This is a genomic window from Marinobacterium sp. xm-a-152 (genome assembly GCF_013282965.1).
Classification (GTDB): Bacteria; Pseudomonadota; Gammaproteobacteria; order Pseudomonadales; family Balneatricaceae; genus Marinobacterium_E.
Genome location: NZ_WBYI01000006.1, coordinates 169,196 through 182,046, shown reverse-complemented (window position 1 = coordinate 182,046; position 12,851 = coordinate 169,196). Strand labels below are relative to the sequence as shown.

Here is a 12,851-nt window from a genome sequence, read left to right as displayed (position 1 = left end):
CCCTTTTTTATTGGATTTTCAGCGGATGAAAACACACAAAATTCTTCAAGCTCCGATCCCAATGCGCTGGGTCGGTCCGATGAAACTGTCAGGTCATCTGATTGAAGAGAAGTTGAGTGTTCCTCTAGCCACTTACGAAACCCCTCTGTGGCCTTCCGTTGGTCGTGGTGCACGCATCTCTACTCTCTGTGAAGAGGGGATTAAAGTCAGTGTGATTGATGAGCGTATGACCCGCTCGATTTTGCTTGAAGCGGAAGATGCCTATGCAGCGCACCAAGCGATCCAGTCTCTAAAAGCTCGAATGGATGACCTCAATGAGGTAGTGGCAAAATCGAGTCGTTTCGCCAAGTTAATTGATCTGAATTCTCAGGTGGTTGGTAACCTTATCTACCTACGCCTAGAGTTTACGACGGGCGATGCTTCTGGTCACAATATGGTGACCAATGCTGCTGATCATCTGATCCCTTGGATTTTGACAGAGTATCCACACCTTCAGTACAGCTCTATATCCGGTAACTATTGCTCCGATAAAAAGGCGACCGCCGTTAATGGCATTCTTGGTCGTGGTAAGTATGTGGTTTGTGAAATCCTGATTCCACGGGATATCGTTGAGCGCCGCCTTCACTCTACGCCAGAGAAAATTGTTGATCTGAACATCAAGAAAAACCTGATCGGAACAATGATTGCCGGCGGTTTACGCAGTGCTAATGCGCACTACGCTAATATGCTGCTCGCCTTTTACTTGGCGACAGGTCAGGATGCGGCCAACATCATTGAGGGATCACAAGGTGTGGTTCACGCTGAGGTTCGCAACGGCGATTTATACTTCAGCTGTACGCTACCCAACCTAATCGTCGGCAGTGTCGGTAACGGCAAAGGGATCGACTTTGTAGAAGAGAACCTAGAACGCCTTGGCTGTCGAGATGATCGTGAGCCGGGTGCTAATGCACGTCGATTGGCGGCTATCTGTGGTGCTACGGTTCTGTGTGGTGAGCTGTCGCTGATTGCTGCGCAGACTAACCCAGGTGAGCTGATGCAGTCGCACCTGCAAATGGAACGCAAATGAGTCAGCTGACCAACGATCGAAAAATTGAGCACATCAATGCGATTCTGCAGGATGCAGAGACCGATCGTGATGCGCGCTACTTCGATCGTATCAAGTTAACGCACAGGGCGTTGCCAGAGCTCGATTTCGAAAAGATCGATCCGTCCATTGAATTGTTGGGTAAATCGCTAAGCTTCCCGATGCTTATTTCATCGATGACGGGTGGTGATCATGAGTTGATCCGAACCATTAACCGTAATCTTGCAGAAGCAGCCGAGCGTTGTGGTGTGGCGATGGCGGTGGGTTCGCAGCGAGTGATGTTCAGTGATGAGTCGGCTAAGAGTAGTTTTGATCTTCGATCGGTTGCTCCCAATGCGTTATTGATTGGCAATGTTGGTGCTGTGCAGCTCAACTATGGTTTTTCACTGGAGCAGTGTCAGGCTGCGGTTGACCTGCTTAAGGCTGATGCTCTCTACCTTCACTTGAACCCTTTGCAGGAGGCTATTCAGCCAGAGGGTGATCGTAATTTCGCGAATCTGACGGATCAGATCCAACAGGTTGTCGAGGGTTTGTCCGTTCCAGTCTGGTTGAAAGAGGTGGGTTCTGGCCTGTCGGCCGCCGATGTGGAGCTTGGTTACCGAGCAGGTGTTCGCTATTTCGATGTGGCAGGCAGTGGTGGAACCTCTTGGAGTCGAATCGAACATCATCGTCGTGATCAGGATGATCTTGGGCTGTTATTTCAAGATTGGGGATTACCAACTCCAGTGGCGTTAGATCAATGTCAGCCTTGGCAGGATAAGAGTACGTTGATTGCCAGTGGTGGTCTACGCAATGGGATTGATCTAGCTAAGTCTGTTATACTCGGCGCCTCGCTGGGGGGATTTGCAGCGCCTCTACTGCAACCGGCAATGCAATCCGCTGAAGCGGTTGTCGACGTAATTGAACGTATCAAACGTGAATATGTAACGGCACTGTTTCTTTTAGGTGTGCCCAGTACGACAGCGCTTAAGGGTCAGCGAGCGCTTATCATCGAACAGTTTTAAGGATTTGATCAAAGTATGTCCGTAGGTATCGACGAAATCAGCTTTTATACATCGAGCTACTACCTCGATTTGCGCACGCTGGCTGAACGTCAAGGCACTGATCCTAACAAGTATTACGATGGTATTGGTCAAGAGAAGATGGCGATGGCGGCGCATGATGAGGATATCGTCACGCTTGCTGCGAACGCTGCACTTCCCATTGTTGAGCGCATTGGAACCGATGCTATCTCAACGATTCTGTTTGCGACTGAAACCGGTATTGATCAATCCAAAGCGGCGGGAGTCTATGTACATCGTCTGTTGGGATTGAACAGTCGTTGCCGCGTCGTTGAGCTCAAACACGCTTGTTACAGTGCAACAGCGGCCGTTCAAATGGCCTGTGCACTGGTTGCTCGTAACCCAAGTAAACAGGTGCTTGTGATCGCCTCCGATGTGGCCCGTTACGATCTGGACTCTCCAGGTGAAGCCACCCAGGGTTGTGGTGCGGTTGCAATGCTGATTAAAGCAAATCCAAGAGTTCTAGAGATTGAACCAGAATCGGGTACTCATACTGAAGATGTGATGGATTTTTGGCGTCCCAACTACCGAACAACGGCGCTGGTTGATGGCAAATACTCGACCAAAATTTACCTAACATCGTTAAAACGTAGCTGGGAAAACTTCTGTGAAGAGAGTTCAGTTCGCTACGGTGATATCGACTATTTCTGTTACCACCTGCCGTTCGGCAAGATGGCACAGAAAGCTCACTCACAGTTAGCTCGTGTCAATAAGACGGGTCAAACTCCGGAAGAGCTTGCTGCTCAGATTGAACCAACACTCATCTACAACCGTTTGATCGGTAACTGTTACACAGCGTCAATGTATATTGGGCTCTGCTCCCTTCTTGAGCAACTCAACGAAGATTTAACCGATAAACGCATCGGGCTGTTCAGTTATGGATCGGGTTCAGTCAGTGAGTTCTTTACCGCTAAGGTGGTGTCTGGCTACCAATCGGCGTTGAATACAGGCCGCCACGCTGAACTGTTAAAGGATCGGACTGAGTTGAGCTACGAAGAGTATCTCACCCTTTACCGTTACCCAGATCCACGTGATGGTGGGCAACATGTGATTGAGCCCGATACACAGGGTCGCTTCCGTTTGGCGGCGATTAGCGATCACAAACGTGAGTACGTAGAACGCTAGTCATGTCGGTTGCGAGTGCTCCCGGAAAGATCATTTTAAGTGGTGAGCACTCTGTTGTGTACGGTGCCCCAGCTCTCGCATTCTCGGTAAAACAGCGTTTAACCGTTAACTTCACTCCCGATCTACTGCCGCGTCTTAGCTGGTTTGCTCCAGACAGAGCACATGAGATGGCGCTGGAGAAGTTGTCCACTCTTCGTCACAAATTGGACGCAGCGTTTGATGGCTACCTTCGAGGTGAGCGCTCCATCAGCGAGATCTTCTCTCGACCGGCAGAGTTGATTTTCTACACCGTTGATGTGGCTCGCATACTAGGTAACCTTGAACGCATTCCACGCGGCAAATTTGATATTCAATCGGATATTCCTGTTGGTGCGGGCATGGGCTCATCTGCCGCTCTGCTTGCGGCGCTTTTGAAACTCTTCTCCAAACACGAAGATTTGCCAACCTTGATTGAGCAAGTGCGACACTGTGAACGGTTACAACACGGTCGTGGCAGTTTGATTGATGCGGCTACAGTTACTATGGGTGGTTTGGTCAAAGTCGAGCAAGATCAAGCGAGTCGATTAGGGGAATTACCGGAAATATTTAATCAGGATTGGTATTGGATATTCACTGGAACTCCCGCTACAAGTACCGGTGTCTGTGTCGAGCGTGTCCGCGCCCAGTTTGAGCAGTCGGATATATGGAGCGAGTTTGCTGCGGTGACGAACCGCATCGAAACGGCTCAAACCGATCTCGATCAGCTCTTCTCTGCGATTCAAGATAACCACCGCCTATTAAACCGTATCGGGGTGGTGCCCGCCCGAGTCACCGCATTGATTGAGCAGATCGAGAGGTTAGGCGGTGCGGCTAAAATCGCAGGTGCTGGTGCGGTGTCGGGTGATACCGGTGGGCTTGTGCTGGCGTATCTGCCCAATCAAACACCGGATGCTTTGAAGTTACCGGCTTTGATGCGCTGGGGGCGAGTTGAGTCGGATGGTTTGGGTGTCACTCTCGGAGACGATGTATGATCTGTTATTCGGCACCCGGTAACCTGATGTTAATGGGCGAGCATGCCATCTTGCATGGCCAACCTGCTATTGCACTGGCCGTTGGTAACAGGCTGTCTGTCTCTTTGATCCCGCGAGTGGATGAGGTCGTCACTATCGAGTCGGAACTGGGTCGTTATCAGAGCGCTTTGAGTGAGTTAACAGACGATTCAACGTTTAGCTTTATGGTCGCTGCAATTCAGCTGTGTCAGTCGAAGTTAAAACAGGGGTTTGATTTAAAAGTCTCCAGCCAGTTTTCTGACCAAGTTGGTTTGGGTTCATCTGCCGCAGTCACGGCTTCAACCCTTGCTTGTCTGTTAAACTTCTGTGGTGAGCCGGTTACCAATGATCAGGTATTCAAGCTGGCTCTAGAGGCTGTTCACAGGGTTCAATCTGGTCGTGGTTCCGGCACTGATTTGGCCGCTTCAATATGGGGTGGTTTGATCGCCTATGAAATGAACGGTGCCAAGGTTCGTCCACTGAAAGGCACTCCTGACATTGATCTCTTTTATGTCGGTTACAAGATGAAAACGCCTGATGTGATTGCCTTGGTTAATCAGCGAGCTGAGGCCGATCCCGCTATATACGCCTCGATCTATCAATTGATGGGGCAGGTGACTCGCGCAGCAGAAGAGGCGATAGAGTCACAAGAGTGGATCCGAGTAGGGCAATTGATGGATCAATACTCAGGCCTAATGGATGCGCTAGGCGTGTGTGATGCTAATTTGGCAGACCTGCAATTTAGAATGCGTCAGCAGTCTGGTGTTCTGGGTGCTAAGATTTCAGGGTCTGGTTTGGGTGACTCTGTTATCTCGTTAGGTTTGACCAATCCTTCAGAGATCCCTTATCAACATCTGCCCGTCTCGATACACAGTGAAGGTCTGAAACAGGAGTCAATGTGATTACTAAGCAAGAAGTGCTGACTAAAGTGCTACCCGAGTTGGGGGCTGTTTCTGCATCATCGGAACACTTTGCTCCGAGTAACATCGCTCTGTGTAAGTACTGGGGCAAGCGTGATGCTGAGCTTAATTTGCCGATCAACCCATCCCTCTCTGTCTCATTGAATGATTTGGGTTCTAGAACTCGAGTGACGCCAATTGATCAGCCGATTGATGAGGTTTGGTTAAACGGCCAACAGATGCACCAGGATTCACAGTTTGCAGGTCGCGTTAGTCAGTTCATCGATCTCTTTCGTGGTAGCAAGTCCCTTGCTTTCAGAGTGGAGACTCGAAATAACATTCCTACTGCAGCAGGTCTTGCTTCCTCAGCCTCCGGCTTTGCTGCACTGACGTTGGCGCTGAACGATGCACTATCACTGCAGCTTTCCAATGAAGCGCTATCAATGATTGCTCGTATGGGAAGTGGCAGTGCCTGTCGATCCATCTTTAATGGATTTGTAGAGTGGCATATGGGGCATCGCGAAGATGGTTTGGACAGTCATGCTCATCCAATTGATGCGACCTGGGATGATCTTCGAATCGGTCTGGTCAAAGTGGATATCGGCGAGAAGTCCGTTGATAGCCGATCTGGGATGCAGCGCACCAAAGAGACCTCTCACCTTTATAACAGTTGGCCTGCACAAGCGAATGCCGATCTGTCGAAACTGCATCAGGCGATCTCAGATAAGGACTTTACCCTGTTGGGTTCTACTGCGGAGCATAACGCCATGTCGATGCATGCCACCTTTGCTTCGAGCTGGCCTCCGCTAGTCTATTGGCAGCCAGAGTCGTTAGAGGCGATGCACAAGGTATGGCACCTTCGTGAGCAGGGGTTGGAGGTCTATTTCACCATGGATGCAGGCCCTAACTTGAAGCTTCTTTTCCAGAAAGAGTCTTTAACTGACCTATTGACTCACTTCCCTGAACTGGAGGTAGTCACCCCTTTCGGTGTCTAGCGCGGTTATGCCAACCACTGGCTTCCCTCTCACCCGAACCCAGCGCGATGGCCCGCAGGGCATTGAATACACCTTCTGGTTGACTGGGGTGGAGGGTGCTCATGCGGTTACTGTCTCGAATGCAGAGGCGGTCTGTTTTGTGTTTGCCACTGATCAAGCTGCTATTGAGTCCTGTCTGAAAGATATATCGGGTTGGACGCTGCGTCATTTAGAACTGAAATCCCTCTCCTTAAAACCTGTCATGGGTCTCTACTGCCAAAGCCTAAAAGTTTACTGGGAAGTGTTAAAGCGACTCGAGGCGGTGCAGATTGCTCTCATGGAAGAGGATATCAGGCCGGTTGATCGCTATTTGATGGAACGGTTTATTCGCACCGGGGCTGTTCAGGTAGAAAGTGTTAAAGGGCTAGAGTTGCGCCCCTGTGACTTTACACCTGATTTAAAGCTTCTCTCATTAGATATTGAAACAACGTTAAATGCTAATCAGTTGCTCTCGATTGGCTTGCAGCAGGGCGATCAGAGTCTCGTGCTGTTTAATGGTGAGGCGCCCGATCTGACCTGGTGTGAAGGCTGCTTGGATGAGCGAGCTCTGCTTCAGCGTTTTGTCGAGATAGTGGCAGAGTGGGATCCTGATTTGATCGTCGGCTGGAATTTGATTGGCTTTGATTTGCGCGTGCTCGCTCGGCGAGCTAAGGCCAATCGTGTAGGGCTCAAGCTTGGACGCGATAGCAGTGAAATGCAGGTCGATGTTGGTCAAAATGGTCGTTGGTTCAGTCGTATTGCTGGTCGTGTTGCCATCGACGGCATTGAGACTTTAAAAGGGGCCACCTGGCAATTTGATAGTTTCAGCCTGGAGAGTGTCGCTCAGTCACTCTTGGGGCGTGGTAAAGCGATTGATAACCCCTATGATCGTGGCGAGAAGATTCAGCAGCTCTTTAGAGAGGATAAACAAGCATTAGCAACCTATAACATTGAAGATTGTCGATTGGTGTTAGAGATCTTCAAAAAAGCTGAGTTGCTTGAGTATTTGATCGAACGCACTCGTCTTACAGGTTTGGCCTTGGACAAAGTGGGTGGTTCCCAAGCGGCATTCGATAATCTCTATCTGCCTAAGCTGCATCGCGCAGGCTATGTTGCACCTCCTTATGCCTCTGGTCGCAGTGACCTCTCTGTGCCTGGTGGGTTTGTCATGGAGTCTAAACCCGGTCTCTATCGTGATGTGTTAGTGTTCGATTTTAAGAGCCTCTATCCCAGTATCATTCGTACCTTCTCAGTGGACCCTTTAGCACTCGCTCTGGCGGGTGAGGCCTCAGAGGCGTCATTAGTACCGGGCTTTTTTGGTGCGCAGTTCAATTCTGATGTGGCGATTCTTCCCGCGATCATCAAAGAGCTTTGGTTAGCCCGAGATCGAGCTAAGGCGCAAGGTAACTCTGCGTTGTCACAAGCGATCAAAATACAGATGAATGCCTGCTACGGGGTATTAGGGTCCAATGTGTGTCGCTTCTATGATCAGAACCTATCGGGAGCAATTACATTGAGGGGCCATGAGCTCCTGCAAAAAACCGCACAATGGTTTGAATCTGAACAGGGTCATCAGGTGATTTATGGTGATACCGATTCAGTCTTTGTCTGGTTGGGCGATGATTGCCAACAGAGTGATATGGCGCAGTACGGTGCTGAATTGGCAGATCAAGCCAACCAATGGTTACGAGATCACCTTAAACAGCAATACGGTGTAGAGAGTGCACTTGAACTGCAATACGAGAGTCATTTCAAACGCTTTTTGATGCCAACCATGCGTCACTCTGAAAAGGGCACTAAGAAGCGCTATGCGGGTCTAAAGAGATCGGGTAGTGAAGATCAATTGGTCTTTAAAGGGTTGGAGACGGTTCGGTCAGATTGGACACCCTTGGCGAAAAGGTTCCAGACAGAGTTGTTGTCCAGAATATTCAATGACGAGTCTTGGCGCGATCTAGTCGTTGAGACCACTGAGCAACTGCTCAGCGGTAACTCGGATCATCTATTGACCTATCGTCGACGACTAAGACGACCTCTGGATGCCTATCAGGCCAGTAATCCACCGCATGTGAAAGCGGCTAAAAAAATGCAATCATACCTAGAGAAGCAGGGGTTAAACCTGCGTCTAGGGCGAGGCGACCCTATCGAGTACGTCATGACGATTAACGGTCCAGAACCGGTCATCTGTCGTAGTTCAATCATTGATTATCAACACTATGTCTCTAAACAGTTAGAGCCGGTCGCTGACACAGTATTACCCTTTCTTGGTGTCAGCTTTAATGATCTGATAGATAAACAGAGAGCGCTTTTCTAGAGAGGTTTTGTGTGAATAAGGTTCCGAGTACACAGCGAAAAATGGCCCGTTTTTCTGCGCATATGACCTGGATTCTTATTCTGGTGATGCTTACCTATGGCTTTAACGCCTATCTTGAACAGCGCGACAATCCCAATTCACAACTATCTTTGGCGAACGGCACCGATCAGGTTCGCCTTATTGCCGATCAAAAAGGGCAGTATCGAGCACCAGGTACCATCAATGGTTACCCCGTCTCTTTTGTGGTTGATACCGGTGCGACCTATGTGTCACTTTCTGATGCCCTGGCCAATGAGCTCTCGTTACCCCGTCAGGGCAAAAGCTTTGCGATAACCGCTAATGGACGAGTACCCGTTGATTTAACTCAGTTAGAGGAGGTTAGCTTAGGGGGGCTCTCCATGGGTAACGTACCTGCAATGATTGTGCCTGAGCTAGATAGTCAGATTGTTCTGTTAGGGATGAGTTTTCTAAAACACCTAGACCTTGTTCAAAGCGACGGAAAGCTGGAGCTTCGTGTTCCGTAAGTGGTAATGCTTTTTTGGCTGGTTTCGGTTCATGTCTGACGTCGGCTCACGACCCATAGCGGACATTAACGCCTTGCTAGGTGGCCTGACCCAAAGTAGCTATAACTGCCCCTCTTAGCCAGATATAGCTGACGCAGTACACTTGAGTAACTTGTTAGATGCACTGGATTAATGTGCGCTAGTTTTTGAAAGCAAGTTGAGAACAACAACGCCACTAACGATTAACCCCATCCCAACATATCCCCAAAGGTCAATTTTTTGACCGTGCATAAACCATGCGACTAGAGTAACTAAAACTATGCCAAGCCCTGACCAAATTGCATATGCAATACCAACAGGGATTGATTTCAGAGTAAGTGAAAGTAAATAGAAAGCTGCGCTATAACCAATAATAACAAGCATAGATGGGGCGATTTTAGTAAAACCTTCACTCGACTTCAGACTAGATGTTGCAATTACTTCACAAATAATAGCAGCGGATAAAAACAACCAGTTTTTCAAGGTTTGCTCCAATGTATATATATTGCGATAGAGTAAACTAACCCTTTAATAATGTGCACTCTTGTTCTTTTGGAGAGACTGTGAGCACATGGACATCTAACATTTCAATTCTAAGACGGTTTGATTTGCCGTTTACTATATACCTATAAAGCATATGATTATTTATGTCCTCTTTTGACACCTAGCAGACTAAGCAAATGGATGAACAGTCCGAGGATAATATCCCGCCTTGAGCGTCTGACAGGTGGAATATTTATAGGTTTTGGCTTGAAGCGAGCCCTTTCGAGGGATTAGCAGAGACGGCAGCTTTGTGCCGATTTCAGCCGCTCATTTAATGAGAAAATTTACTACAGAGTCAGTGTTTAAGCCTACCAAGGAGAGTATAGCGAGAAGCTAATTCGCTTGGTTAATTACTTCTGTTTGGTTTCTGAGTCATTCTGATAGTAGCTATCTTCATAGTACCTCCCCTTGATGGCTAGTACCTTCTCTAACCAACGGTTGTAGTGTTTCCATATGAAGAAGCCAGGTGTCATCACTACCATAATTGCGACCATTAAACCTGCGCCTTTGTGAGACTCTGGGAACTGTTCCGTAATCAGGCTGAATAATGAGAGTCGCTCTGCAACTAGATACCAGCAGCCCAAGCCAATCAAGCCAACGGCTATTCCAATGTGGTGAAGTTTTTTATTGTCGAGCATGTTTTTCAGAACCCCAAAGATACGCTGTGCTGAGAATAGAGGTTTCATCGGCGATTTTAAATGTTAATCGCGAAATACTCCCTGAATTAGGTTCACTCAAGCGGTCAGAATTGTTAACTTATGCTTCAATTCATTATCTAGGAAATCGCCAGTCGATGTTCAATCCCTTTTCTCTTTTTGTTGGCTGGCGCTACACCCGAGCAAACCGCTCAAATCACTTCATATCCTTTATCAGTTTGGTTTCAACGCTCGGACTGATGCTCGGTGTGGCTGCATTGATTCTAGTGCTGAGTGTCATGAACGGTTTTGACCGTGAATTGAAAGAGCGGATACTTGGTATGGTTCCACAGGCTACCATCAATGGATACAACGCTCCGTTAGATAATTGGCAACCACTACGTGAAACGCTTCTGACTGCGCCTGACGTCGAAGGGGTGGCACCCTTTGTTCAGGCTCAAGGGATGCTGACCGCTTCCGGTCGTGTTCAGCCTGTATTGGTATCAGGTATTGATCCAAAGCTGGAAGAGAGTGTTTCGATAGCCGCCGGTCAGATGACCTTAGGTGATCTAAACTCCCTGCATGCAGGAGAGTATCAGATTGTCTTAGGTGAGCTTCTGGCTAAGTTTTTGGGCGTATCGATGGGGGATAAGGTCAACCTGGTGTTGCCTGAAGCGTCCGTGAGTGTGGCCGGTGTGATTCCCCGCCTAAAGCGTTTTACTGTGTCCGGTATTTTCTCAGTCGGTGCTGAGTTGGATGCCAATTTAGCCTATGTTCATCTACAGGATGCAGCCCGTTTGAAACGAATTAAGGGTGACGCCGTTGAAGGGCTTAGGATTAAATTCAATGACCTGTTCAGTGCGCCTACTCGAGTCTATGAACTGGCTAGAGAGTTGAATCATCCTGTCTACACCTCTGACTGGACTCGAACCCATGGCAATCTATTTCAAGCAATTCAGTTAGAGAAACGAATGATCGGACTGCTGCTGTTCCTGATCGTCTTTGTTGCCGGTTTTAACATTGTCTCGACGCTGGTGATGGTGGTTACCGATAAGCGCTCCGACATCGCAATATTGCGTACTCTAGGCGCGAAGCCAGGGATGATATTGAGGATCTTTATGATTCAAGGTTCCCTTATAGGATTACTAGGGACTCTGCTGGGGGCTATTTTAGGCATTACGTTAGCGCTGACGGTCTCTGATCTGGTGGCTTGGATAGAGTCGCTGTTAGGCATTCAATTCCTCTCTTCGGAGGTCTACTTCATCAGCTATCTACCCTCTGAACTTCAATTAGGGGATGTGTCGCTGGTGATTGGCGTGACTCTCACGATGAGCTTCCTAGCTACGCTCTATCCTGCTTGGCGAGCGGCTAAGGTCGAACCTGCGGAGGCGCTTCGTTATGAGTAATGTCTTGGTTGCAAACCAACTATGCCGCTCTTTTGATGAAGCTGAGCGTCAGTTGATCATCATTAATGATCTGAATCTATCTGTGGCTGCCGGAGAGCGTGTGGCCATCATCGGCTCCTCAGGTAGTGGTAAGAGTACGCTACTCAACCTATTGGCAGGGCTGGATACACCTACCGCTGGTGAGGTGGTTATCGCAGGTGAATCGATCAGTCTGCTTTCCGAGAATCGCCGCGCTGAACTGCGGAACTCGCAACTCGGTTTTGTGTTTCAGTTTCACCACCTGCTGCCTGAGTTCTCTGCGTTAGAGAATATCGCCATACCTCAACTCCTGGGCGGTGCGTCTGTTGACGCCGCTCAGCAGCGTGCTGCTTATCTTCTTGATCAGGTAGGTCTCTCATCACGTGCACAACATAAACCCGCTAAGTTGAGTGGGGGAGAGCGTCAACGTGTTGCGATTGCCCGTGCTCTGGCAAACACGCCCGCCTGTGTTTTGATGGATGAACCGACCGGTAATCTTGATCCTCATACCGCCGAAGATGTTGAGCAGTATCTACTGAAACTCAATCAGGAGCAGGGCGTGGCACAGATTGTCGTCACTCATGATCATGCGTTGGCAAAACGGATGGATCGTGTTCTTGAGTTGAAAGAGGGGCGTTTAGTTGAGGTGAACTAGTCTTTGCTAGCACGAGCCTTTAGTAAACGTTTCTGCCAACGGCGTCGCACTTGCCAAACCCACAAGCGGTTGATGGCTAGATAACTGATCCCAGAAAATAGCACTCCACAGATAAGAGAGCCCGTCAGTAGGGGCCACCAGATCGTTGCCAGCTCTGAATGGATGGTGTGTAACTCCCAGCTGATTTTGACCGGCGGCGTTCCTAAAATCCACGCCCCAATTTTATAGGTCGTATAAAAAATAGGTGGCATGGTGATAGGGTTGGTTAACCAAACTAGCCCGATCGAAATGGGTAGGTTTGAGCCAATCCAGAGTGCCAAAAAAGCGGCCACAAGCATCTGACCAGGAATGGGAAGAAAAGCGCAGAAAATACCCACTAAGAAGGCTTTAGCGGCGGACTTTCGAGTCAAATGGAATAGGTCTGGGTTGTGCAGATGTTCACCAAGCCATTTAAGATGCTTATGACTTTTTAAAGCATCCTGTTTCGGCATGTAACGCTTTAAAAGCTTACGTGGCATCCCTGAAAGACCT

Annotated in this window: 13 protein-coding genes; 10 read left to right on the top strand and 3 right to left on the bottom strand. The window is 48.7% G+C overall.

All coding sequences use genetic code 11. The features are described 5' to 3' along the window. Positions 1 to 25 precede the first annotated feature (25 nt). From XMA152_RS07625 to XMA152_RS07590, 8 genes are read left to right on the top strand one after another with little or no spacing between them, the layout of a single operon-like run. A complete protein-coding gene (locus tag XMA152_RS07625; protein WP_173483229.1) occupies positions 26 to 1,066 on the top strand; it encodes a hydroxymethylglutaryl-CoA reductase in 1,041 nt (346 codons plus the stop codon). Continuing rightward, positions 1,063 to 2,088 carry a type 2 isopentenyl-diphosphate Delta-isomerase gene (gene fni, locus XMA152_RS07620; RefSeq protein ID WP_173483228.1) on the top strand — a complete coding sequence of 342 codons (1,026 nt, stop codon included), beginning with the start codon at positions 1,063 to 1,065 and terminating at the stop codon, positions 2,086 to 2,088. The genes XMA152_RS07625 and fni overlap by 4 nt, the downstream gene beginning before the upstream one ends. 15 nt (positions 2,089 to 2,103) lie before the next feature. Beyond that, positions 2,104 to 3,270, top strand: a complete 1,167-nt coding sequence (locus tag XMA152_RS07615) for a hydroxymethylglutaryl-CoA synthase (RefSeq protein WP_173483227.1) — start codon at positions 2,104 to 2,106, stop codon at positions 3,268 to 3,270. A 2-nt stretch (positions 3,271 to 3,272) separates the two neighbouring features. Further along, the gene (locus XMA152_RS07610; RefSeq protein ID WP_173483226.1) at positions 3,273 to 4,280 is read left to right on the top strand and encodes a mevalonate kinase; all 1,008 of its coding nucleotides are present in this window, start codon (positions 3,273 to 3,275) and stop codon (positions 4,278 to 4,280) included. Beyond that, entirely contained in the window at positions 4,277 to 5,200 is a 924-nt protein-coding gene (gene mvk, locus XMA152_RS07605) for a mevalonate kinase (RefSeq protein ID WP_173483225.1), read from the top strand. Before XMA152_RS07610 ends, mvk begins: the two co-directional genes overlap by 4 nt. Next, the gene (gene mvaD, locus XMA152_RS07600) at positions 5,197 to 6,192 is read left to right on the top strand and encodes a diphosphomevalonate decarboxylase (RefSeq protein WP_371731727.1); all 996 of its coding nucleotides are present in this window, start codon (positions 5,197 to 5,199) and stop codon (positions 6,190 to 6,192) included. The genes mvk and mvaD overlap by 4 nt, the downstream gene beginning before the upstream one ends. Next, positions 6,185 to 8,521 (top strand): DNA polymerase II, encoded by a 2,337-nt coding sequence (locus XMA152_RS07595; protein ID WP_371813297.1) that lies wholly within the window; start codon positions 6,185 to 6,187, stop codon positions 8,519 to 8,521. Before mvaD ends, XMA152_RS07595 begins: the two co-directional genes overlap by 8 nt. Positions 8,522 to 8,532: 11 nt before the next feature. After that, positions 8,533 to 9,045, top strand: a complete 513-nt coding sequence (locus XMA152_RS07590) for a retropepsin-like aspartic protease (RefSeq protein ID WP_173483224.1) — start codon at positions 8,533 to 8,535, stop codon at positions 9,043 to 9,045. Positions 9,046 to 9,213: 168 nt separating this feature from the next. Here the strand turns inward: XMA152_RS07590 and XMA152_RS07585 are convergent, their stop codons facing one another. Then, positions 9,214 to 9,546: a Qac family quaternary ammonium compound efflux SMR transporter gene (locus tag XMA152_RS07585; protein WP_173483223.1), complete on the bottom strand. Its 333-nt coding sequence runs from the start codon at positions 9,544 to 9,546 to the stop codon at positions 9,214 to 9,216. 410 nt (positions 9,547 to 9,956) lie between these two features. Beyond that, a complete protein-coding gene (locus tag XMA152_RS07580) occupies positions 9,957 to 10,292 on the bottom strand; it encodes a hypothetical protein (RefSeq protein ID WP_173483130.1) in 336 nt (111 codons plus the stop codon). A 107-nt stretch (positions 10,293 to 10,399) separates the two neighbouring features. Between XMA152_RS07580 and XMA152_RS07575 the strand changes: the two genes are divergently transcribed. Both XMA152_RS07575 and XMA152_RS07570 read left to right on the top strand, forming a co-directional pair. Beyond that, on the top strand, positions 10,400 to 11,647 hold the full coding sequence (locus XMA152_RS07575; protein ID WP_173483222.1) for a lipoprotein-releasing ABC transporter permease subunit: 1,248 nt from the start codon (positions 10,400 to 10,402) through the stop codon (positions 11,645 to 11,647). After that, positions 11,640 to 12,320, top strand: a complete 681-nt coding sequence (locus tag XMA152_RS07570; RefSeq protein ID WP_173483221.1) for an ABC transporter ATP-binding protein — start codon at positions 11,640 to 11,642, stop codon at positions 12,318 to 12,320. Before XMA152_RS07575 ends, XMA152_RS07570 begins: the two co-directional genes overlap by 8 nt. Here the strand turns inward: XMA152_RS07570 and XMA152_RS07565 are convergent. Then, a complete protein-coding gene (locus XMA152_RS07565) occupies positions 12,317 to 12,838 on the bottom strand; it encodes a DUF2062 domain-containing protein (protein ID WP_173483220.1) in 522 nt (173 codons plus the stop codon). The genes XMA152_RS07570 and XMA152_RS07565 overlap by 4 nt on opposite strands. Between the last annotated feature and the right edge of the window lie 13 nt (positions 12,839 to 12,851).